This window comes from Clostridium sp. 1001271B_151109_B4 (assembly GCF_015670405.1).
In the GTDB taxonomy this organism is placed as follows: domain Bacteria; phylum Bacillota; class Clostridia; order Clostridiales; family Clostridiaceae; genus Clostridium.
In genome coordinates, this window is sequence record NZ_JADPBQ010000017.1 from 1 (window position 1) to 24,649 (window position 24,649).

Genomic DNA, 24,649 nt, shown 5'->3' on the forward strand with positions numbered 1-24,649 from the left:
AAAATGGAGCGGGTAGTGGGAATCGAACCCACCTTTCCAGCTTGGAAGGCTGGAGTATTACCGATATACGATACCCGCGTATCGACTACGTTGTTTAGTATATTATCTTTGTCGATGTTTGTCAACACTATTTTTTCATTTTTTTATATTCTTTTTTTAATAGACTAATAATTATTTGCAATGATATAATGTAAATGATTAACTAATAAATTGAGAGGATTACACTATGAAAGAAATAATTATGGCAAATGGTAATTTAAAAGCATCTGAAATTGGATTAGGGTGTATGAGAATTGCAGACTTAAACAAAAGCACTGTAAATAGTTTAATTAACACAGCCTTAGAGTGCGGAATAAATTTTTTTGATCATGCTGATATTTATGGCAATGGAAAATCTGAAGAAATATTTAGTGAAGCCCTATCTTTAACGCCTTCTTTAAGAGAAAAAATGATTATACAATCAAAATGCTCAATTAGATCTGGTATGTATGACTTTTCTAAAGAATATATTATAAATTCTGTAGATGGAATTTTACAAAGACTTAATACTGAATATTTAGATATATTATTACTACACAGACCTGATACTTTAATGGAGCCTGAAGAAGTAAACGAAGCCTTCGAGAAGCTATATAAGGAAGGTAAAGTAAGAAACTTTGGTGTTAGCAATCATAATTCAATGCAAATAGAGTTATTAAATAAATACTTAACTAATAAAATAACTATAAATCAACTTCAATTTAGTATTATGCACACTGGAATTATCGACTCTGGATTAAATGTTAATATGAAAAATTCACATTCAATTGATAGAGATGGATCGATTTTAGAATATTGCCGTTTAAAAGATATAAATATTCAAGCTTGGTCACCTTATCAATATGGATTCTTCGAAGGAGTTTTCATAGATAATCCTAAATTCCCATTGCTTAATAAAAAGCTTAATGAATTAGCTGAAAAATACAATGTTAGTACAACAGCAATTGCTACTGCCTGGATTCTTAGACATCCAGCTAAAATCCAAACTATTGTTGGAACAACTAACGAAAATAGATTAAAAGATATCTGTACAGCTTCAAATGTAACTTTATCTAGGCAAGAATGGTATGAAGTTTATTTAGCAGCTGGCAATGAACTACCTTAATTTAAAAATTAATTTTCTTTATATTATAAGTGTATTATCTATTTTAAGATAATACACTTATTTTTTAATTATTGTTAAAATCATTTCATTTTCTTAATTTTAAATATATACTATAAGAATATATAAAATTTATCATTTTAATTAATAACTTAAGGAGGAATAATGAAATCAAAAAACAAATCATTAATTTTTATTATAGTTTTAACTATTTTTAGTTCTCTTTCATTTAACATGGCTCATCCAGTTACCCCTATGTTCATAAATAAACTAGGATTACCAACCTTTATGTTTGGACTATTCTTTGCAACAATGTCTATAGGGAATTTTATTGGTTCACCATTTTGGGGTTCTTTATCTGATAAAAGGGGAAGGATTAAATTTTTAATACTTGGTGCACTAGGTTATGGCATTAGCCAGCTTGGATTTGGTTTTAATACAAATCCCTTTATAATACTTATATTTAGGTTTACAGGTGGTTTTTTTGTAGTTAGTTATTTAACCACTTCTATGGCTTATTTAACCGATGTAACAACAAAAGAAAATAGAGTTAAATATATTACATATTACTCTGCTGCAAATACAATAGGTACAGCATTAGGTTCTTTACTAGGTGGTATAATCGGCACTAATAACTTCAAGTATACTTTTTTTACACAATTTATACTTTGTTGTATTTTAAGCATTTTAATTTTCTTCCTTTTAGAGGAACCACTTAAAGAAAAAATAAATACTTCTAATTCCGTAAAACATGAAAAGTTAAATTACTCTCAATTCTTAAATAAAAACCTACTTATTATGCTTATAGTTGTAATAGGATTTTACTTTGCAGCAACTAGCTATAATTCAAGTATCAATTATTATATAGAAGACGTTCTAAAATTATCTCCAACATTTATAGGTGGTTTTATTGCATTTACGAGTGTATTAGGCTTTATTGCAAACTTAACATTTACTCCATTACTTGCAAAATATTTTAAAGAAATAAATATATTTAAAGCTATTACTATTTGTATTAGCATAGCTTTAGCGCTTATGGTTATATCAAAAAATGTTATCTTATTCTTAACTTGTGCAGCTATATTTACAGCCTTTGCTAGCATCCATATACCGCTACAACAAAGCATAATTACTAAACTTTCTAAAGGTAATTATGGATCACTTATGGGAATCCTTAACTCTTCAAAAGCTGTAGGTCAAGTAACGGGCTCCTTACTTGCAGGATTTATATTTGATTTAGGAAATAAATTACCTTTCCTTATTTCATCAATAATAATTTTAATTTCATTTATTATTTTAATTCCTTTAAATCCTAAAGCCACTATAAACGAAGATTAATTTGAATATAAAAATGCTATGTCATTTTATTTATGACATAGCATTTTTATTTATTATTATTCACTTTTAATTATTATTTCATCATCAATACCATCAATAGTAACATGTGAACCATAATTAATATCTCCAGCAATAATTAACCTTGCAAGTTTATTCTCCAAAGTATTTTGGATATATCTCTTAAGTGGTCTTGCTCCATATACTGGATCATAACCTTCAACTGCTAATATATGCTTAGCTGCAGGTGTAATATCTAATGATATATTTCTATCTTTTAATCTATTAGCAACTTCATTTACAAAGATATCAATAATCTTAGTAATTCCATTTTCAGATAATGGCTTAAACATAATAATATCATCAACTCTATTTAAGAACTCTGGTTTGAATCTAATCTTCATCTCATTCATTACTTGCTCTCTAATTTGTGGTTCAATACCATCCTCATCTTTATTTTCAAGTAAGTAACTACTTCCTATATTAGAAGTCATAATTATTATTGTATTTTTAAAGTCTACAGTCTTACCTTTATTATCTGTAAGTCTACCATCATCAAGTATTTGTAAGAACATATTAAATACATCATCATGAGCTTTTTCTATTTCATCAAATAATATTACACTGTAAGGTTTTCTTCTAACAGCTTCTGTTAATTGACCACCTTCTTCATATCCAACATATCCTGGAGGCGCTCCAACTAATCTAGATACAGAATGCTTCTCCATATATTCAGACATATCAATCCTTATAATATTTTCTTCTGAATCAAAAAGATTCCTTGCTAAAGTTTTTGCAAGTTCTGTTTTACCAACTCCTGTAGGACCTAAGAAAATAAATGAACCTATTGGTCTATTTATATCTTTAAGACCTGCCCTTGCCCTTAAAATTGATGAAGTAACAGATTTAATAGCTTCCTCTTGACCTATTACTCGCTTTTCCATTTCAGATTCAAGTCTTAATAATTTTTCTCTTTCTCCTTCAAGCAAGTTAGATACTGGAATTCCAGTCCATTTAGATAAAACTTGGGATACTTCTTCTTCAGTAACCTCTTCTTTTAATAATGCACCTTCATAATTTTCTTTTACTTCTACTTCCATTTGATTAATAGCTGCTTCAAGACTTGGAATTTCACCATATTGAATTTCTGCTGCCTTATTATAATCATATTGTCTTTGAGCTGCTTCTAAATTACCTCTAGCTTCATCAAGCTTACCTTTTAATTCTTTTAATTTTAAGATAGCACCTTTTTCTTTATCAAACTTAGCTGTCATTTCATCATTTTTAGCTTTTAACTCTGAATATTCTTTTTCTAATGCTTCTAATTTCTTTTTAGAACCTTCATCTTTTTCTCTTGTTAAAGCTTCTTTTTCAATTTCTAATTGTACTATTCTTCTTCTAATAGCATCAAGTTCTGCTGGTAATGAATCTATTTCAGTTCTTATCATAGCCCCAGCTTCATCAATAAGGTCAATTGCCTTATCTGGTAAATATCTATCTTGAATATATCTATCAGAAAGCTTAGCTGCCGCAACTATCGCAGAGTCATGAATTCTAATTCCATGATGAATTTCAAATCTTTCTTTTAATCCTCTTAAAATTGAAATTGCATCTTCAACTGATGGTTCATCAACAATAACAGGCTGAAATCTTCTTTCAAGCGCCTTATCTTTTTCAATATATTGTCTATATTCATCAAAAGTTGTGGCACCAATACAATGCAATTCACCTCTTGCAAGTAAAGGCTTAATTAAATTACCTGCATCCATCGCGCCATCTGTTTTCCCTGCTCCAACAATAGTATGAATTTCATCTATAAATAATATAATTTTCCCTTCACTATTTTGAACTTCCTTCAACACAGCCTTTAATCTTTCTTCAAATTCCCCCCTATATTTAGCCCCTGCTATAAGAGACCCCATATCTAATGAAAAAATAATTTTATCTTTTAAACCTTCCGGTACATCTCCTCTTACTATTCTTTCAGCCAATCCTTCTACTATAGCAGTTTTACCTACTCCAGGTTCACCAATTAGAACTGGATTATTTTTAGTTCTTCTTGAAAGAATTCTAATAGTTCTTCTTATTTCTTCATCTCTTCCTATTACAGGATCTAATTTATGCTTTTTAGCAAGCTCTACTAAGTTAGTTCCATACTTGGCAAGTGCATCATAAGTTCCTTCCGGATCTTGCGTATCAACCCTTTGACTTCCTCTAACTTCAGATAAAACCTTCATGAAATTATCTTTATTTATATTGTATTTATTTAAAATTTGTTTAGAAGGTCCATTTTTATCAACATCCATTATTGCTAATATTAAGTGTTCTACACTAATATAAGAATCTCCAAACTTTTTAGCTAAATCATCTGCCTTTACAAGTACTTCATCAACTTGCCTTGTTATATAAACTCCAGAACTATTTGCTCCTTCTCCCATAACTTTTGGCATTTTATCTAAAGCATTTTTTATATCAACTTTCATTAATTTAATATTGATTCCCATTTTAGTGAAAATATTGGGGATTAATCCATCATCGGCCTCCACTAACGCAGCAAATAAATGAATTACATCAATTTGTTGATGACTATATTTTACTGCTATTAAATTTGCATCATTTAGTGCTTGTTGTACTCTTAATGTCATTCTTTCAACATTCATTTATAATCACCTCTTATTAGTATTCTTAACTTTAATTTAATTTTAATACAAAAGTCAAAGAAAGTCAAAGTAAATTTTTTTTATTTTTTTAACATTTTTTTACTGTATTAATTATAGCTTATTTTTAACTTATTATACTTTATTTATATTTATTTTTTTGTTTTTATTGGAACTTATTGTTATAATAGTTACAGAATTAATTTACACGAAATTTGAGGTGGAACTTTTGAGAAGAGAATATATAAACTATCCTTTTGATTTACCAATAAAAATCTCCTACTTAAATATAAAAAACTATCCAACTCATTGGCATAATTCAATTGAAATCATATATGTTTTGAAAGGCTCATTACATATAAAAATAGATACTGATTCCTTTGTACTTAATGAGAAAGAAGTCGAAATTATAAATTCAGATGAATCTCATGAAATAAAAAGCACCGATGATAATAAGGTTTTAATTTTTAATATAGATCCATATTTCTTCGGTAAATATTACAAGGATATAAATAATGTATTTTTTTATACTAATTCTAATGCTAACGAAAAGCAAAATGGCGAAGAATATGATGAGTTGAAAACACTTCTTTCAGAAACACTTTGTGAATATGTACAAAAACTTGAAGATTATGATGAAGAAATTGAAGAACTATTAATAAAATTGCTTTATCATCTTATTAATAATTTTCATTATCTAACACATGAAAAAGAGGAACTTAAAGAAAAGACAGAACAATTAGATAGGTATCATAGAATATCTAAATATATATTTAATAACTATAATAATAATATAACCTTACAAGAAATTGCAAAGAAAGAATTTTTAAGTCCGCATTATCTTTCTCACGAGATAAAATATGCAACAGGTTATAGCTTTACAGATTTAATTAACTTAACAAGAATAGAAGAATCTATTAAGTTATTATTAGATAGTGATATGAGTATATCAGAAATTTCAGATGAAATAGGATTTTCACATGTTCGTTATTATAATAAAAATTTTAAGGCTTATTATGGCTGCACACCTCTTCAATATAGAAAAAAAAATGCAACTACCGAAAAACAATATGAAGCCTCTAAACAATATACAGAGCTTCCATTAGCTGAAGCTTTAGAGTCATTATCATATTCTTTAGATAATTATAGCAGATTTAACTTTGAAAATAAGCTATGGAATATTCACGTAGATATGGATAAAGTTATTAAACCTTTAGAAAAGAACTTTAAAGAGTGTATTAATTTAGGTGAATCATTTGATTTACTTATAGAAGATAATAAGGATATATTAGAAGAAATTCAAGAAGAAATACATTTTGAGTATGGTAGGTTGGAAAAAATGTTCCATAGTGATATGGGAGTATTCTTAGATTCAGATTTTTATAACTGGAATAAGGCTAAAGGTGTTTTAGACTTTTTATCAACAATTTATCTTAAGCCATTAATTTTACTTGATAACCTTGAATACTCTTTAGAAAAATATAAAAATATATTAAGTAGCTTTATTGATTATTTTAATGAATTAGATATCGTTGATATAAATGAATTTAAATTTCAATTTGATTCCCGTTTATCACCTTCTATTAAAGAAAACCTAAGAGAATTTATAACTATTAACTATGAACTAGATGTATCTACTACAGATTTTTTATCTAGTTCACATTTAAATTCTATATATGATACAGCATATATGTTGCCTTATATTATTCATAATACTCTTTTCAAGAGTAACTCACTAAACTTTTTAAAGGCATTTGACGTTTTAGAAAAAGAAATTAATATTACTAACGAGGTATTTATTGGAGCTCCCGGAATAGTAAATGACATGGGAATTAGAAAACCTTCATACTATGCTTATTATCTTTTTAGCAAACTTGGTAGTGACATAATCTCATTAGCTGATGGCTATATAGTAACTAAATCTGATGACTATTACGCAATTTTATTATATTCACATAATGATGATGTTAATTCCTTAGCAAACTATGAAGATATTTATCAAAAAGGTGGAGTGAAAAAATCCTTTGAAAGAAAATATTCACTTAATATAGTTAATATTAAAACTTCTTCAAGGATAATAACTTATGAAGTAAATGAAACAACAGGTTCTTCATATAATTACTGGCTTTCTATGGGGTCTCCTGATAGGCTTAGTAAAGAAGAGAAGGAAATACTTCATAAAGCTTCCTATCCTAAGATAGAGTTTAAATATTCAAAAAAAAGTTCAGTTTTAAATGTTATAACAGAATTAAAAGGCTATGGCGCTAAACTAATTGTACTCAAAAACACTAAATAATGTACTAAAAACACCTTTTTTAGGTGTTTTTATGCTTTTAATTAAATTTTCTTTTTTCTCATTTAGCACTTATTGTACAAAATCTAAAGCATTACCGTGAATACAATATTTTTTTATTTGCTATATACTAATAATATAAAGTTTAAAGCAAAGGGGCGTTTTTTATGAGAGGACTATTTTTTAATCCATCATTACTAAATAACACTAAAGCAAAGTGGTCATTTTGGATTTGGATGTCAAACCTTTTACATCATGACAACTAAATAATTATTATGAGCTCTATAAATTTAATATATAAAAACAAGAAGTAGAGAAATATTTCTCTACTTCTTGCTTTTTTATATTTTTTTTTCTAACTGTATTGCTAAAGTAAAATATTTTATCGAGTCTTTTAACTCATTCAAGTTATAATATAAATCTGCCATTTCATTATATCTTATATATCTTTCTTCATTATTAGCAAATCTTAATAAAAAATCTGTTGCTAAATTCATATACATTTCTGCTTGAATATATTCATGTCTTTTTTGATGTATCATACCTTTAAAGTAATATGCTTTTTCTATTAACTTTTCGTCATTTATATTAATTGCTAAATCTAACGCCTCATCAGTATATTTAAATGCTTCATCAAATTGCTTATTTTTATATAAAGTTGATATAGATTTTATTAAAAAATCTCCACATCCATGTTTTTCAGTTCTAGGATATATTTTAATAGCTTCTCTTATTTCATCCATAGCCCTATCTACTTGATAAACCTTGAAGTAAATTTCACCATTTTTTTCTTTAAAACTTGCAAATTCAATTGAATCACTCTTTTTGTATTGAAGTGCCATATTTAAATATTTTTCAGCCTCAACTTTATATAATAAAATATTAACAATCGCAAATTCGTGATAATAATCACCTTTATCTTTATCTGTTTTAAATTCGTCTGTATAATCTATTACTTTCTTTAGGCAGTCATATGCTTTCTCTATCAAATTGATATTCTTATAACAAATTCCCTCATAAAAACACGCATAAACATATTTATCATTATAAGGTAATTTTTCTTTTTCAAAAACTTCTCTTATTCTTGAATAATAACTTATTGCTTCATGATATTCACATGTTTTCATAAAGAATCCTGCCATATCATTATAATAAGTAATAATATCTTGATTATTCTTTGAACTTTGATATAGTTCATAATACCTTGATATTAATAACTGTATTCTCTCAAGTTTATTATTTTCTATATATAACTTGAACAAAGTATGAGTTAATTCTAATGCTAAATCAGTATAATTATATCTACATGAATATTCTAGATTATATCCAATCATTTCATCTAACTTATCTAAAGAATAATTACTTTTATTAATAGTATCTATATTTAATTTAATTTGCTCATAAACATCTTGAGTTAAATAATTATAATCAATCTGTAACTTTTCAGCAATATACTTAAGTGATTCTTTATCTGCTTTAATTTTTCCATTTTCAATACAGCTCATTTTAGAAATAGAAATCCTATCCCTACATAATTCCTTTAGAGTAATACCTTTATACACTCTTGCTCTTTTTATTTTTTCTCCTGTTGATAATATCTCCATGGCTACCCCCAGTTTAGTTATTTAGTATTCCTAAGTTTCTAAATATTTTAACTCCCTCGTCTAGGTATTTAGCTGCTTCATAGTCTTTTTTAATTCCTATGTAGTATCTGCCTAAAAGTATAGCTAATTCTGCTGCCTTTTTATCTAATCCATTTACTTTAGCTAAATTAAATGTTTCTAATAATATAACTTCTGACTCATCAGCCATTTCTTTAATAGTATATACTCTATACCATAATAAATTTTGTTCTATTATTTGTTCAACATTAGTTCCATCTATTAATGTTTTTATTTCATCTAATACCCTTTCACATTTATTAATTTCTTTGATTTTAATATATCCTTCACAAATATTTATTAATGTTTCTATTACATTAATATCATTATTTCTCATACGTATTTCTTTTGCAACATTATAGTGTCTAAATGCTTCTTCTATATTATCAAACTCAAAGAATAATTTCCCCAAATTATTTTCAATTGCTGAAATATTCTTTTCTTCTTCTAACTCTTTGTATACCTCTAATGTCTTTTTTGAGTATTTTATAGCATTTATTAAATCACCTTTTTTATTATATTCTTGAGATAACAACAGTAATGCTTTTCCGTATTCTTCACGATGTTGAACTTGTTCAAATTTTTGCTTAGCTAAAAACGTATAATCTATGGCTTTTTTTATATTATCTATTTTAAAATAGCTCTCTGCCATTTCATAATAGATCTCGCCTAATAGGGAATCATTTCCAATGTTATTATCTAAATATACTTTTTCGGCTTGTTTTAAATAACTAATTGCTGAGTGATATGCCTTTAGACTTAAAGTTATTTTTCCTAAATTTAAAAATGTATTTATAACTTGTTCAAAATTATTTTGCTTAATAAATATTACATTTGCAGATAAATATAATTGTTGAGCCAATACCAATTCATTCTTTGCTTTATATATGTTCGCCCTTAAAAATAAATTTTTTGCTTTTCTATACTCTAAATCGTACTTTTCTGTATAGTATAATGCGTTTTCTATGTATTTTTCAGCACTTATATAGTCCTGATTCAAAATGTATGTTTCTGCCATTTGTTCATAATATACACATATCTTTTCTGCCTGAGTTTCTTCTGACTCCATCAAATATTCTATTGATGTCTGTAGAGTATTAGCTAAATACTCTAATAAATCCATTGACGGATTTGATCTTCCTGACTCAACTAAACTAATTTGTCCTGGTGTAATTCTGTCTCCTGCTAAGTCCTTAAGTGTCATTTGCAACTCTTTTCTTCGCCTCTTTATCTTTTCACCTAAAGTAAGTATCTCCATAGCTTTTTCTTCCTTTACCCACATTTATATTTATTATACATTTATTTATAATTATATTATAACATAAAAAAAACCAAAAAAATATATTTTTTGACTTTTAATTTCAATTATATTTAAAATAATTCTAAAAAAACTGTTATAGAATTCTATAACAGTTTTAACATCTTTTTATTAATAAATATAATCTAAAATATTATCGCATGCATCTCCTGCAGCACCCATAATTTTTCTACTTGTTTTTTTTATGTTTCTTTGAGTCTTTTTATCTAACTCTGGTAAAATCATCATTCCCATTGCTACTCCAAAAACAGTTCCTATCGCTAAACTTTTAATTATTTTTCCCAAAAAAAACACCTCTCTTTTTATTTTCTAAAAGTAGTATGTGTATTTTCATTATAAAATAATCATTTTTTAAAATACCTATATACTCAAATTCGTCAAATAAGTACATATTTCCTTAATAATAGAGTGCTTATATTATCCCTAATGCTTCTTTAGCTAATTTATCTGCTAAATCATTATATTTATGTCCACTATGACCTTTTATTTTTTTAAATTTAACCTTTATTTCTTTCATCTTATTTTGCATATATTCATTATACTCTGATGTTATCTTATTATTTCTTTTCCAAGTTCCTAATGCCCAAGATTCAACGCCCTGATAGTCATATGCTATTGTTACCTCCTTGAAATTATTTTCAAGTGCAAATTCAACAGCCATTTTTGCTCCAAGAACTTCTCCTGATACATTCCTTAAAGAAATTGCTTCTTTATCGAAACCTTGCCCCTTATCTTCATGAATAATTTCACCATCATTCACAGCTACTAAACCATAAGAAAAGTTTCCTTTATCAACAGCAAAACTACCATCAACATAAATAAATAACCCTTTTTCATCTTCTATGCCTTCAGCATCATCTTTACAAGATGTTTTTCCTTGAGAATTTATAGAAATAAAATTCACTGCCTCCTGCTCTGTCGGAAAACTTTTGTATATTGCTCCCTTAAATCCTATTACTTCCTTTTTACATTCATCCCATGAAGTAAAAATTTTAGGTGCTCCTGATTTACCTCTATAAACAGCATAATACTTCAAGTTTAATCATCCTTTCTTATTTATATAACACTTTCTTAAAATTATGTCCTATAGTTATTTTTTTATATTTTCATTTAAAATAAAATATTTAATTTAAACTGATAAAACCTCTTCCATAACTCTATAAATACTATCAATATTTTTTGCCCCTGTAAAATTAGTTGCATAATCAATAACGTTTTTTAATACTATTAATATGTCATTTTTACCTTGCCAATTTTCTAATACTACATTTAATGGTACATCTGTCATTATAATATTTAATGCAAAAACTCCTATTGCAACATCATCTATTTTTCCTATAAAAGGTACCTTATCTGGAATAATATCGCATGGCACTGCAATATATGCTACAGCTGCTGAAATAACTAGCTTTGTTTTCATACTTACTCTTTTATCTTTAAGTAATCTATATATTAATGCTGCAATATCTGGCAATACAAATATATAGTCACTATACTTCTTTGCATTGTTAGGCAACTTATCTTTTATCTTATCCCTTCCTTTAGTATACGAATCTTCGGTTTTACTTATATCCTCCTCATTAAACTCTGATGCTTTTTCCTTTTCAAAGTTTAACAATTCGATTTCTTTCTTTAATTCTCCTCCTAAAGAGAATTTAGCATTTCTAAGTTCAACATTAAAAACTCCATAGGCACAATAAATACTATATATATCAAAATCCACATATGGTATATCTTTTAATAAATACTTATATTGAATAATAACTTTTCCTTTATCATAATTAATTCCCACTTCAGTTAATGATTTTAATGCAAATTTTAATATTGTTTTTCTTATAAATGAAGGTATTCCTATATTTAATACTTTAAATCCAGTTAACTCCCCATTAATCAAGCCATTTTCCATAGAATTTAACTTCACCTTCAACTCAAAATTTATTGTAAGCCCTTTTGTAAAAGATCCTAAAATTCTTATATCCTCTTTTACCTCAATATTATTAATTTTAATTTCTTTAATAGCTACAAAATCATTGTATATACTTATTAAATCTTCTCCAGTCAATCCTACATTTATACTTGAAACTTTCATAGCTTGTCTCCTTTCTAACTAAACGCTTTAAACACGTACTATTATTCCAATAATATTTTTCTATATTTACACATAATATACAGTATACTTTATTTGTTTATATTTTTAAAGCTTGTCTTTATATTGTTAATATTAAAAATATCATTTAAAATCTTTTCTAGTCTATAAAAGGGACTTACAAAATTAATTGCAAATCCCTTTTCTATATTTAAGCCCCTGTATAATAACTAATTCCCCAAATAATTATTATAGTTTTATTTATTGCTTTTATATGATTAAAATACTGGAACAACTGCACCCTTGTATTTCTCTTCTATAAATTCTCTAACTTCATCAGAAGTTAAAGCTTCTGTTAAATCTTTTATCTTTTGAGTGTTTTCATTACCTTCTTTAACAGCCAAAACATTTCTTCTTTCTTTTAAGCTTTCAACATCTTTATCTTCAGCATAAAATGCATCATTATTAACATCAAGCCCTGCTTCTAAAGCATAGTTACCATTAATTACAGCTATATCAACATCTTGTAAAACTCTTGGTAAAGTTGCTGCTTCTAATTCTTTAAACTCTAATTTTTTAGGATTTGAAGTAATATCTGCTGTAGTTATTAACTCCCCATCATTAACCTCAATTAATCCTGCTGCAGCTAAAACCCTTAAAGCTCTTGCTTCATTTGATGGATCATCTGGAACTGCTACTACTGCACCTTCCTCAACTTCGTCTACTGTCTTATATTTATTTGAGAAAGCTCCCATTGGTTCTAAATGAATTTCTGCTGTATAAGTTAAATGAGTTCCATTATCTGCATTAAATGAATTTAAGTAAGCTATATGCTGAAAATAGTTTGCATCTATTTCCCCTGATTCTAATGATGTATTTGGTAATACATAATCAGTAAATTCAACTATTTCTACTGTATATCCTTTTGCTTCTAAAAGTGGTTTTGCAACTTCCATAATTTCTTCATGAGGAACTGGTGAAACCCCTATCTTAATTACTTTATCATCACCATTTGAAGAACTATCATTAGATGATCCTGCACTATTACCACACCCAATTAATCCAATTGATAATACCCCTGCTATTATTGCTGTTAAAATACTTCTTTTTTTCATTTTTAATTCCCCCTAAATTTATTATAAATATACTATCAACTTAATTTTTTATATAAATAGTTCCCTAAACTTTGAAGTCCTTGAACCATTATTATTAAAATAACAACTGTAACAATCATTACATTTGTTTGATATCTTTGATACCCATAGCTTATCGCTACCTTTCCTAATCCTCCTGCTCCAACACTACCTGCCATTGCAGAATATCCTATTATATTAATAATAGTTAATGTTAAACCTGAAATTATTGCTGGCACTGCTTCCTTAAGCATTACCTTAAAAATTATTTGAAAATTTGAAGCTCCAAATGATTTAGCCGCTTCAATTACTCCTGGATCAACTTCTTTAAGAGCTGATTCTATTATTCTTGCAACAAATGGTGCTGCCGCTATTGTTAAGGGAACTATCGCTGCAGTTTCACCAATTGGTGTTCCTACAATAGCCCTTGTTAATGGAATAATAAAAACTATTAATATTATAAATGGAAAACTTCTAAGTACATTTATTACTACATCTAAAAACTTGTATATAATGATATTTGGCCTTAATCCAGTTGGGGATGTAACAGTTACTACTACTCCTAATATAAAGCCTAAAACACTTGCAAATAACGTTGAGAAAAATACCATATAAATAGTTTGTCCAAGTGCTTCAATTATAATGTTTATCATTTTACTATCCATTTTATAACACCTCCAATATAATATCTTTATCTGATAGATATTTCATTACTTCTTCTCTATCTTTCTCATCTATGTTTATAGTTAAAGTACCTAAGACTTTTTCCCTAAACTTCTCTAGCTTTCCACCTACTATAGAAAAGTCAATATTAAGTTCTCTTGCCATTTTTGTTATAAGTGCATTTTCTGATGAATCACTTGGGAAGAATAATTTAATATTAACCCCTTCTCTTGGTAATGTATCATCATCTAACTCCCCTAAAAATGTCTTTAATGAAACTTCTGGTCTTAGGAATACTTCTTCAGCTTTACCCTCTGCAACAAGAATTCCTCCTTGAAGTAATGCAACCTTTTGGCATATTTGCTTAACAACTTCCATTTGATGTGTAACCACCACTATAGTAATTCCTAATTTTTTATTTATATCCTCTAATAGTGAAAGTATATCCTTCGTTGTTTTTGGATCTAATGCTGAAGTAGCTTCATCACACAATAGTATCTTTGGCTCTAATGCTAGTGCTCTTGCTATTGCAACTCTTTGTTTTTGTCCACCACTTAATTCTGCCGGCTTACTTTTAGCCTTTTCTGCAAGTCCTACTATTTCAAGAAGCTCATTAACCCTTTTATTTATAAATGCCTTATCATATCCCCATACTTCTAAGGGTAATGATACGTTTTGAAATACATTTTTTCTGTTTAAAAGATTAAATCCTTGAAATATCATTCCCAACTCTTTTCTTAATTTTCTTTTACCTTTTCCACTTAAAAGTTTAACCTCTTTGTCCATAACTTTAACTGAACCTTCGTTGTAATCCTCTAAAGCATTTATACATCTTAAAAGAGTTGATTTTCCGGCTCCACTATGTCCTATAAGCCCATAAATTTCACCTTCATTTATATTTAAAGAAATATCTTTTAATACCTCAGTTTTTCCAAAGTTTTTTTTCACATTCTGCATTTTAATCATAGTCGTCCACCTCCATATTGATAAACAATTAATTTTAGATAACAAAAAACGCACTAGAGAATAAACTCAAGTGCGTATAAAAATCACCACTAATTTACTCTCTCATCATTCAGTCATAAAACTGCAGGAATTAGCACCAACGTTAATAATTTTTTGTTTATAATTAATAGTTAGTAATTATTTATAAAATTCTACTGAATTTCTAAAAAATAAAAACATTTCTTATTTTAACTATCAACTGTTAACTTTTAACAGGTTGCCGGGTTTCACAGGGCCAGTCCCTCCACCACTCTGGATAAGATTCAAATATTTAATTGTTTTGCTTTGTTGATATTAATATATATTAGTTTGTCTATTTTGTCAATAATTTCTTTGGTAAATTTTTTCACAAGCTTTAAACTTTTCCAAAACTTAATATAACCTCTAAATTAATATCTTTTTCATAAATACCACTAATATCCTCAACTCCAATATCCCAATCACCATGACCAGCATCTATACATACTATAAAATTTTTTTCATTTAACACTGCAATATTTACTTCTTTAGATATTTTGATTTCCTTATTTTTTTATATTAACATTTAATAAAATTATTAACATTAATATAATAGCTCCTATTCCTAAACTTATCATCTTATATCTATATATTCTTTTTAATTCATTTTTTATTTTCCCCATTTAATTAACCTCTAACTTAACTATAAATATTTATGTTAATTATAAATGAGTAAGCTTAATTTAAACTTAAAAATGTGTAAATTCACCATATTTACACATTTTTACACTTATTTTTTATAAAGTTTAAAACTCAGTAATATCTTCCTCTATTCTTATAAGCTCTGCATCAGTATTATCTTCAACAAAATCTAATATTTTTTCTTTTACTGAATATAAAATATCCTTAGATGTAGCTACTGAAGAAATTCCTATAACTATATTTTGATGAACATCCTGCATTTCTACTTCTGATACTGAAACATTAAATTTATTAGAAAGTCTCTTAGTTAAACTTAATACAATCATCCTTTTTTCTTTTAATGAATGTACCCATTCAGCTCTTAACTCTAACTTCATCAATAATATTTTCATATTATAAATCCTCCAATCTAATTTTTATAATATACATTCAACTTATAAGATAAATAGTTTAAATATATTTACTATATATTATTATAGTATACCAAAAAGGCAATGAATTCTCCTATTATTCATTGCCTTTTAATAAAATTTTACTATTACTTTATCCTATAATACTAATTTATTTTTAATTAATTCTATTGAATTTCCTTTAATATTGTCCTTCATTATCCATCCAACTTCTAATTCTAACTTATCCATACTTGTATCATTTAATTTGAAATATGATTTCACATAAAAATCATCATCTCTTTCATCCTGATCTATACAAGATGTTCCAACTTCACTAAATAAATATATAGACGTATGAAAACACACTTTTGTTTAATCACTAAAAAATATTTTTAATTACCTTTCTAAAAAAACAAATTAATTAAATAATTTGTTAGAATACTTATCTGTAGTTCAATCTCTTTGCCTATGTTAGGTAATTTTGATGATTCACACACTTTATCACATCTATAAATTTTCTTTATTATTCTATACCACTTATACTTTCAATTAAATTTATAAACTCACCTTCATCTTTTTTATCTAGAAATATATCTATCAAAGTCTTAGTAGGCATTTTAACATATCCTTTTTTCCCATTGATAAAAATATCTGTTAGTTTCTCTCTAAAATCATTTTCATTATAATTCAACTCATTTATTAATTCACTTACTTCACATTTAGCTAATGTATCTATTAATTTTTCTCTTATTGCTTCATTAAAATTTTCTGCAAACACTCTTTCCTCTTCGCTTAGCTCTGATGTATCATTATTTAACAAACTAAAAATGTTCATAATCTCTTCACTCCGTTATTTTATTTAATTATGTTTTAATAGGAATTCGCACAAAAATATTTATCTTATATCTAAATTCATTTCTTTTACATAAATTGCTCTTTTAGATATGGCTCCATACACTACCGTTAATTTTTGCCCGCTACTAATATATGGATAATCTCTAACATAAAGAATATACTCTCTTTTCTTTTCATAATCAGTTATATAAATTGCATAATAAATTCTAGAACTTTTGCTTTCAGATTTTTCAACTATATCTGTACATATACCACAAATAGATGTTTGTACAAGAATTATTAATTCCAATATAAAAGCTATAGGTCTAATGGTAAGAAGTAAAAATATTATTCCATCGATAGATCTATTTGAAAATACAGAAGCAACTATAATTATACTAACAATGTCAAAAAGCTTAATTGCTGATAATCTTTCTGAAAACTTTACTTTTTCATAAGGATTAATCCATATTTTCCATCTCCACCACACGCTACTTTCTTGCTTTTTTAATACATGTTCATGTTCTCTCTTTACATATCTAAGTCTTTCAGCATACATATTTCTTGTTATTAAGTATATAGCTAATAAATATACCTCTATATTAAACGCTGCCATCATTACTATTTTATCCCTAACCACAATAAGAACGATTATCAAATAGATAATATTTAAATAATTCATATAACTTAATTTTTTATTTATAAAATCAGATACTTCTTCAGTAGCTTCTACCTTAATATTAGTCAAAATTAAAAATCCTACAAATAATAATAAAAATGTTCCTATATTAATGAAGTCTGTTTCATTAAGAATAATACTTACTCCAAAAATAAATAACCAATTGGTATTAAAAAAATTGTTCTTTAAGTGTTCCATCCTCTAAAACTTCACTACCTATTACTGCAAACATTATAGAACATATAATACTAATACAATAATATTTGGAGTAATATTAAATAAAGATATCTTCAATTTAAATAAATAAAATATTAAAAATATTATTATTTCTAATATTAAAGCTATTAACCATGTTTTTTTTAATACTTTTTACCCTTACTTTTCATATTTTTTAATCCTCTTCATCACTTCTATACTCTAAAATATCTCCTGGCTGACAATCTAAAGCCTTACAGATAGCATCTAAAGTAGAAAACCTAATTGCCTTTGCTTTATTATTTTTAAGTATAGAAAGATTCGCCATAGTTATTCCTACTTTTTCAGAAAGCTCTGTTGCACTCATCTTTCTTTTTGCCATCATAACATCTAAATTTACAATAATCATTAAGTTTTTTCTCCTTATATAGTTAAGTCATTTTCTTCTTTTAATTCTATTCCCTTTACTATAAGTTCTCTAATTACCGATGTAATCATAAAAATCATCAAAGTAGCAATAGTAACTACAATAAATACCAAATTATGGTACATAAATATAACTGCTACTATATAAATAAAAAATTCTATTAATGAATAAATACTTATTTTCTTTAGCCTTTTTAAGGTTGCTTTATTTAAATATGTATCATTAAGTAAACTTTTAGATAATTTCATTACTTCAATTAGTAAAAGTAAAAATGGAATAATTGTAATAAATAAAAATGTATTAATATACTTTGGAATTTCCATATTAGTGAAACTAATGTAATACCACTTTGTTAACCCCTGTATACACATCCATCCAACAACAGTAATACAAATAGCTATAACTGACATTATGTATAATACTTTTCTAAATGTACTTTTTTCAAACTTAATCACCTCATTGCTATTTTATATGATTTTTTTATAGTTAGTCAATAATTATTTATTGTTTTTCAATAAATAATCATTAATTATAGAAAAGAAAAGAGGCTACACTTGTAGCCCCTTATTTATTAAACATTTATTTTACTCTTAATTATCTTTTCTTGTATTTCATCTTTATGACTTTTTGTTTGCCTTGATATATTAAGTAACACCCCTACAGCAGCTAAGTTAAATACAAGTGATGTACCTCCATAACTTATAAATGGTAAAGGCACCCCTGTAACTGGCATACTTCCTGTAACAACTGCTATATTAATTATTACCTGTACTGCTATTACAGAAATAATACCTGTTGCCAAAAGCTTTCCATATTTATCTTTTGCCTTCATAGCAACATCAATACCAGCGATAATTAACACAGCAAAAATTGCCATAATTATAACGCATCCAACTAAACCTAATTCTTCTGCTATTATTGCAAATATAAAGTCATTATGTGGTTCTGGCATATATAATGCCTTTTGCTTAGAATTTCCAAGACCAACACCAAATAATCCACCTGATCCTATTGCATAAAGTGAATGAACTAATTGATATCCTTCATCATTAGCATATTTCCATGGATTTGTAAAACTCATAAATCTTTCTCGTCTATAATCAGTGCTAAAAATCCCAATGGCACCTAAAACCCCACCTACTCCCATTAATGTAATTGTTTCTTTTCCATTCATTCCTGATACAAAAACCATAATAAATGCAACAAACATTATTATAGATGCAATACTTAAATTATTTTCCATATAAACTAATATAGAAAATATTCCTGCAGTGCCTAAATATATTAATGGAACTATCCAATTCTTTTTCACCTGACCATATTTTTCAATCATCATTGCTAAGAAAAATACAATTATATATTTTGCCAGCTCAGATGGCTGGAAAGATACACCCGCTATATTAAGCCAACGTGTTGCACCATTAATACTATCTCCAAATATTAATACTGCAACTAATGCTAAAAGTGTTATCCCATATCCTAATACAGTGAACTTTTTCCACACATGATAATCAATTAACATCATTGCTATCATTGCTATAATACCAATAGGGGCCCATGTTAACTCCTTACCTAAGAAATAGAAAACATCCTTATGCTTATATAAAGCATCATAATAACTTGCTGAAAAAACCATAATTATTCCAATCGCTACTAAAGCCATAACAGAACAAAGTATATATAAATTAACAGCTTTATATCTTCGCTTTCGTTTTACAGGTCCTTTTTTCTTCACATTTCCCTTTTTTATATTTTTCCCATTACTTTTCATATTACCTTCCCCAGAATATACTTATTAATATTCAAACTCTTTCTTAAGCGTTATAGTAACCTTTGTTCCCTTAACTACTTTATTACCAGCTGCAACACTTTGTGAATAAACATTCCCTTCTCCCTCAAATTCATAAACCAATCCCAAATTATCTAAAACAGAAATAGCAAATTCCTCTGTGTTTCCTTTTAAATCTGGCATTATTACTTCCTTATCAATTTGACTACTATCCTTTGCCGTTATTGTAATAGTAGTTCCTTCTTTAACTGTTGCTCCTGGATAAATATCCATAGAAACTATAGTCTTACCATTTCCCTTAACTTCAGCTTCTAAATTATTTGCTTTTAATATTTCTTTAGCTTCTTCTATAGATTTTCCTCTTACATCAGGTATAATTACGTTCTTATAAATTGAGAATCTTTCTTTAGCAAGTGGAGAATCCATATACTTAAATACTTCTTCAAATAACTCTTTCATTAATGGTGCTGCAACTTCCCCACCATAATAAGCTCCATTACTTGGTTCATCTACTGCAATAAATACTGTTATTTGTGGATTTTCTACTGGAGCTAATGCTATCATTGATGAAATGTACTTATCTTTTGAGTAAGTTCCAGTTTCTGGATCAACCTTTTGAGCTGTCCCCGTTTTTCCACCAACATTATATCCTTGAACAAAAGAACCATCTGGTCCATCTTTTGTTACAGTTCTTTCTAAATAACTTCTTAATAAAGCTGTACTTTCATCTGATAATACATCTTTCTTTATAATTGGTTTAATTTCTTCATCTATAATTCTATTTCCACTTTCATCTTCATGTGAAATTTCCTTAACTATATGTGGTTGTATTAAATCACCACCATTTGCAATTGCATTAAATGATGTCATAAGTTGTAATGATGTCACTGTATTAGTTTGTCCAAATGAAATTGTTGCTAAGTCAATAGCTGATACAGTATCGCTTGATTTAACTATACCAGATGCTTCCCCTGGCAAATCAATTCCTGTTGTTTTTCCAAACCCTAATTTATAAATATATTCATTTAATTTTTCTATTCCAAGCCTTTGTCCAATTTCCATCATACCAACATTACATGAATTTTTTAATACTTCAGCTAAAGTTTGAGTGCCATGACCTTCATGTTTCCAACAATGAACAGTTGTATTTCCAAATTTAACTGACCCATTACAAACAAATGTATCATCATCACTTACTAATCCTTCTTCTAATGCCGCTACCATTGTAACTGTCTTAAAAGTAGATCCTGGTTCAAAAGTATCACTTACTAACCAATTTCTCCACATATTTTGAATTTGATCATTTTCAGTCTCACCCTCAAAAGTCTCATATCCTTCATAAGGAGTATTAGGATCATAGTCAGGTTTATTTACCATTGCAAGAATTTCTCCATTATTAGGATCCATTATTAAAACATGAACTCCCTTTGCATTATGTTCTTCTAAACCTTTTTGAGCAATTTTCTCAGCAACATATTGTAAGTTTTCATCTATAGTTAATATAATATCATTTCCATCTACAGGAGGTGTAAATTTATATGTTTCAAATGGTAATCTATTTCCCCAACTGTCATAGCCTCCAATTTTCATTCCTGAAATTCCCGCTAAATATTCATCATACTGTAACTCTATTCCTGTTAACCCAACACCTTCTGAATTAATTCCCCCCAATGCAGTTGATAAAAAGTTTCCATTTGGATAATATCGCTTAACGTCTCTTGATACAATCAAGCCATATATCCCCAAATCATCTGCACTATCTGCAACATCTTTTGTAATTCCTCCTACAAGTCTTGCATATGTTGCATCACTACCATCACTATTTTTTTTATTTAATGCTTCTAATATTTTATCATAACTTACATCCGATACCACAGAAGCTATTTGACTTGCAATTTCTTCCTTAGTTACATCTTTATTTTTTATATGAGTTCTAATGGCATCCAAATCAAAATCAAGTCTATAAACATTAGCAGAAGATACTAATACCGATTGATTTCTATCTAAAATATCACCTCTAGTCGCTGTCACACTAATTTCTCTTTGCCACTCCGAATTTGCCTTAGCTTCCAACGATCTACCACTTACTAACGTTAACCATCCTAATCTAATAACTAATAAACCTAACAAGCAAAATACAATAGAATAAACTAACTTCAATCTCTGCTTATAGCCTAATGATTTTTTATCTTTTTTCTTCTTTTTCTTTTTGTTTACCATTCCTCTATCTCCCATCATAGATTTAACATATATTCCATTTATGTTACATAACTATTATTCTACTACATTTTGCTTTATATCAAAAGATACTAATATTAATATTATATTTTTTCCGTGGAAATTTTATATAAAATTCATAATAAAAACCCCCTGTAAACACTGTTACAGAGGGTTTTATTACAAAATATACACTTTATTTGCTATTATATTTTTCTTTGTCAATCTTATTAAAGCTTTTTCCAACAGCAACTGCTGTAACCATTGTTCCATTAACATTTAACATAGTACGTCCCATATCTAATACAGGATCAATTGCTATTATTCCTCCTGCTAATGGGAAATATGCTCCCATTCCCATTCCTGAAATTGCTACCGAAACAGCCATTGTTGCACTTCCTGGTAATCCAGCTATACCTAAAGATCCAATTACAATTATCACTATAAGCATTCCATAGAAGCTAATATCCATTTTAGTTCCTGACATATTAGCTAATGTAACTGCCATTAATGCAGGATAAATTGCTGCACATCCATTCATCCCCATATTAGAGCCTAAACTTCCAACAAATGAAGAAATTCCATTATCAACACCAATCTTATCAGTTAGTGTTTCAATAGTAACTGGTAAAGTACCAAGACTAGAACGTGAAGTAAAAGCTAAAATTAGAGGTTCCATTGCCTTCTTTACATAAGTAATAGGATTTAATCCTAATATAGCTATAATTATTAAATGAATTATAAATACTATAATAATACTTACATAAAGTGCAACTATGAATCCAACAACTTCTTTTATTGCAGCTAATCCTCTTCCTGCTATTGTATTTGCAAGCAATGCAACTACAGCATATGGCATAAACTTAATAACAGTCATAGCTAGACTAGTAATAATCTTATATGAAGCATTAACTAAATCAGTTACAGGCTTAATGACATCACTGTACTTTTTATTTAATATCTTCATTGAATTACCGATAAATGCTGCAAATATTACAACAGCAACTACATTACCTTCAGCCATTGCTGCAACAGGATTTGATGGAAGTAATCCCCTTAATGTATCAACAACTGGAGTTATTTCTCTTATTTCACTTGTACTTTCAACTATACTTGAAGAAACCCCAAGCTTAAATAAATTTCCTACTATAATTCCTACTATAGCAGCAATTGCAGTCGTACCTAGTAATGTTAAGATTGATCTTGTTGTTAATTTTCCTAGATTTTCGCCAGCCTTCATATTTATAATAACTCTGATGATAGATACAAATATTAAAGGAACTACAAGCATCTTTAATAAATCCATAAATCCATAACCAATAAGACCATACCACTTGTTTACTTCATTAATCCACTGAACTTCTCCTGGATTACTTGGTAATCCTGCTACTAATTGAATTATTACACCTAAAATTAATCCTGCGATAGTTGAAATTATCATTCTTGTTGAAAATTTAACTTTCTTCTTAGCCATAAAATTTACACCAAACAATATAGCTACAAGTATAGCAATAAATGCTATGGTTTTAAAATTTGTTATCATTATAAATTCCGATAAAAAAGTATTGTTCATTTCCGCCCTCCTATATGTCTATAAATACCAATATATATATTACATGAAAATCATATATTATACTAGTTTAAATTATATATAATATACAATTTCTTGTTCTTCTTTTCTATATTTATTAACAATTTCCTCTAATGTTATTGATTCAAAATAGTCATTTATTTTTTTATTTATTTCACTCCAAACTGTTCTATTTACAAATTCTTCCACATCACTTGATTCACCCTCTTTTACATCTATCAGAAGCAGCTCACCCTCTAAAGACCTTAAAACTTCTCCTATTGTGATTTCACTTGGATTTTTAGATAAAGTATATCCACCTTGCGCCCCTTTTTTTCCAACTATTAGCCCTGACTTTCTAAGTAATGAAAATACTTGCTCTAAATATCTCTCTGATATATTTTGACGTTCTGATATAGCTTTCAATGTTACAGAACCATATTCTGAATTGATTACTAAATCAATCAACGCAATTATGCCATATCTTCCTTTAGTTGAAATCTTCATAAAATCACCTTCTTTGTAATATTTTAAGGATTACCCATTATTCCTATCGGTAATACGCTAATACTATATCTTTTTCACTAAAATGTC

At 27.6% G+C, this 24,649-nt stretch carries 23 protein-coding genes, 1 tRNA gene and 1 riboswitch; of the genes, 3 read left to right on the top strand and 21 right to left on the bottom strand.

Features of this window, described 5'->3' with window-relative positions; all coding sequences use genetic code 11:
• Window positions 1-4 precede the first annotated feature (4 nt).
• Window positions 5-78: transfer RNA gene (locus I4V63_RS11775), tRNA-Gly, on the bottom strand.
• Window positions 79-226: 148 nt separating this feature from the next.
• On the opposite strand from I4V63_RS11775, the gene I4V63_RS11780 reads away from it, so the two are divergent.
• On the top strand, window positions 227-1,144 hold the full coding sequence (locus I4V63_RS11780) for an aldo/keto reductase (RefSeq protein WP_196001446.1): 918 nt from the start codon (window positions 227-229) through the stop codon (window positions 1,142-1,144).
• Between the two features lie 162 nt (window positions 1,145-1,306).
• Window positions 1,307-2,479, top strand: coding sequence for an MFS transporter (locus I4V63_RS11785; protein WP_196001447.1), 1,173 nt, complete (start codon window positions 1,307-1,309; stop codon window positions 2,477-2,479).
• Window positions 2,480-2,535: 56 nt separating this feature from the next.
• On the opposite strand, the gene clpB is transcribed toward I4V63_RS11785, so the two are convergent.
• Window positions 2,536-5,136 (bottom strand): ATP-dependent chaperone ClpB, encoded by a 2,601-nt coding sequence (gene clpB / locus I4V63_RS11790; RefSeq protein WP_196001448.1) that lies wholly within the window; start codon window positions 5,134-5,136, stop codon window positions 2,536-2,538.
• A 226-nt stretch (window positions 5,137-5,362) separates the two neighbouring features.
• On the opposite strand from clpB, the gene I4V63_RS11795 reads away from it, so the two are divergent.
• Entirely contained in the window at window positions 5,363-7,429 is a 2,067-nt protein-coding gene (locus I4V63_RS11795) for a helix-turn-helix domain-containing protein (RefSeq protein ID WP_196001449.1), read from the top strand.
• Between the two features lie 338 nt (window positions 7,430-7,767).
• On the opposite strand, the gene I4V63_RS11800 is transcribed toward I4V63_RS11795, so the two are convergent.
• The 19 genes from I4V63_RS11800 to I4V63_RS11895 all read right to left on the bottom strand — a co-directional run bounded on the left by I4V63_RS11800 (window position 7,768) and on the right by I4V63_RS11895 (window position 24,562).
• Window positions 7,768-9,030 carry a helix-turn-helix transcriptional regulator gene (locus I4V63_RS11800; RefSeq protein ID WP_196001450.1) on the bottom strand — a complete coding sequence of 421 codons (1,263 nt, stop codon included), beginning with the start codon at window positions 9,028-9,030 and terminating at the stop codon, window positions 7,768-7,770.
• A gap of 13 nt (window positions 9,031-9,043) precedes the next feature.
• Window positions 9,044-10,345 (bottom strand): helix-turn-helix domain-containing protein, encoded by a 1,302-nt coding sequence (locus I4V63_RS11805; RefSeq protein ID WP_196001451.1) that lies wholly within the window; start codon window positions 10,343-10,345, stop codon window positions 9,044-9,046.
• 171 nt (window positions 10,346-10,516) lie between these two features.
• Window positions 10,517-10,699 carry a YtxH domain-containing protein gene (locus tag I4V63_RS11810; protein ID WP_196001452.1) on the bottom strand — a complete coding sequence of 61 codons (183 nt, stop codon included), beginning with the start codon at window positions 10,697-10,699 and terminating at the stop codon, window positions 10,517-10,519.
• A gap of 118 nt (window positions 10,700-10,817) precedes the next feature.
• Window positions 10,818-11,441, bottom strand: a complete 624-nt coding sequence (locus I4V63_RS11815) for a ribonuclease H family protein (RefSeq protein ID WP_196001453.1) — start codon at window positions 11,439-11,441, stop codon at window positions 10,818-10,820.
• A 93-nt stretch (window positions 11,442-11,534) separates the two neighbouring features.
• Window positions 11,535-12,494, bottom strand: a complete 960-nt coding sequence (locus I4V63_RS11820) for a YkvA family protein (protein ID WP_196001454.1) — start codon at window positions 12,492-12,494, stop codon at window positions 11,535-11,537.
• 275 nt (window positions 12,495-12,769) lie between these two features.
• Window positions 12,770-13,606 carry a MetQ/NlpA family ABC transporter substrate-binding protein gene (locus I4V63_RS11825; protein WP_196001455.1) on the bottom strand — a complete coding sequence of 279 codons (837 nt, stop codon included), beginning with the start codon at window positions 13,604-13,606 and terminating at the stop codon, window positions 12,770-12,772.
• Between the two features lie 35 nt (window positions 13,607-13,641).
• Window positions 13,642-14,277 carry a methionine ABC transporter permease gene (locus I4V63_RS11830; protein ID WP_196001507.1) on the bottom strand — a complete coding sequence of 212 codons (636 nt, stop codon included), beginning with the start codon at window positions 14,275-14,277 and terminating at the stop codon, window positions 13,642-13,644.
• 13 nt (window positions 14,278-14,290) lie between these two features.
• Complete coding sequence (locus tag I4V63_RS11835) at window positions 14,291-15,253, bottom strand: methionine ABC transporter ATP-binding protein (RefSeq protein ID WP_196001456.1); 963 nt, start codon at window positions 15,251-15,253, stop codon at window positions 14,291-14,293.
• Window positions 15,254-15,352: 99 nt separating this feature from the next.
• Window positions 15,353-15,555: riboswitch (SAM riboswitch) on the bottom strand.
• A gap of 92 nt (window positions 15,556-15,647) precedes the next feature.
• Window positions 15,648-15,782, bottom strand: coding sequence for an N-acetylmuramoyl-L-alanine amidase (locus I4V63_RS11840; protein WP_196001457.1), 135 nt, complete (start codon window positions 15,780-15,782; stop codon window positions 15,648-15,650).
• Between the two features lie 274 nt (window positions 15,783-16,056).
• Complete coding sequence (locus I4V63_RS11845; protein ID WP_196001458.1) at window positions 16,057-16,344, bottom strand: DUF503 domain-containing protein; 288 nt, start codon at window positions 16,342-16,344, stop codon at window positions 16,057-16,059.
• Window positions 16,345-16,500: 156 nt separating this feature from the next.
• Entirely contained in the window at window positions 16,501-16,710 is a 210-nt protein-coding gene (locus I4V63_RS11850; protein ID WP_196001459.1) for a hypothetical protein, read from the bottom strand.
• A gap of 157 nt (window positions 16,711-16,867) precedes the next feature.
• A complete protein-coding gene (locus I4V63_RS11855) occupies window positions 16,868-17,179 on the bottom strand; it encodes a hypothetical protein (protein ID WP_196001460.1) in 312 nt (103 codons plus the stop codon).
• 60 nt (window positions 17,180-17,239) lie between these two features.
• Window positions 17,240-18,055, bottom strand: coding sequence for a hypothetical protein (locus I4V63_RS11860; protein WP_207746558.1), 816 nt, complete (start codon window positions 18,053-18,055; stop codon window positions 17,240-17,242).
• 193 nt (window positions 18,056-18,248) lie between these two features.
• Complete coding sequence (locus I4V63_RS11870) at window positions 18,249-18,461, bottom strand: helix-turn-helix transcriptional regulator (RefSeq protein WP_196001462.1); 213 nt, start codon at window positions 18,459-18,461, stop codon at window positions 18,249-18,251.
• A gap of 14 nt (window positions 18,462-18,475) precedes the next feature.
• Complete coding sequence (locus I4V63_RS11875; RefSeq protein WP_196001463.1) at window positions 18,476-18,934, bottom strand: DUF2975 domain-containing protein; 459 nt, start codon at window positions 18,932-18,934, stop codon at window positions 18,476-18,478.
• Between the two features lie 116 nt (window positions 18,935-19,050).
• Window positions 19,051-20,250, bottom strand: coding sequence for a putative lipid II flippase FtsW (ftsW, locus tag I4V63_RS11880; RefSeq protein WP_196001464.1), 1,200 nt, complete (start codon window positions 20,248-20,250; stop codon window positions 19,051-19,053).
• Window positions 20,251-20,274: 24 nt separating this feature from the next.
• Window positions 20,275-22,488 carry a stage V sporulation protein D gene (locus I4V63_RS11885; protein WP_196001465.1) on the bottom strand — a complete coding sequence of 738 codons (2,214 nt, stop codon included), beginning with the start codon at window positions 22,486-22,488 and terminating at the stop codon, window positions 20,275-20,277.
• Window positions 22,489-22,681: 193 nt separating this feature from the next.
• On the bottom strand, window positions 22,682-24,058 hold the full coding sequence (locus I4V63_RS11890) for a cation:dicarboxylase symporter family transporter (RefSeq protein ID WP_196001466.1): 1,377 nt from the start codon (window positions 24,056-24,058) through the stop codon (window positions 22,682-22,684).
• Window positions 24,059-24,130: 72 nt separating this feature from the next.
• The gene (locus I4V63_RS11895; RefSeq protein WP_196001467.1) at window positions 24,131-24,562 is read right to left on the bottom strand and encodes an Rrf2 family transcriptional regulator; all 432 of its coding nucleotides are present in this window, start codon (window positions 24,560-24,562) and stop codon (window positions 24,131-24,133) included.
• Between the last annotated feature and the right edge of the window lie 87 nt (window positions 24,563-24,649).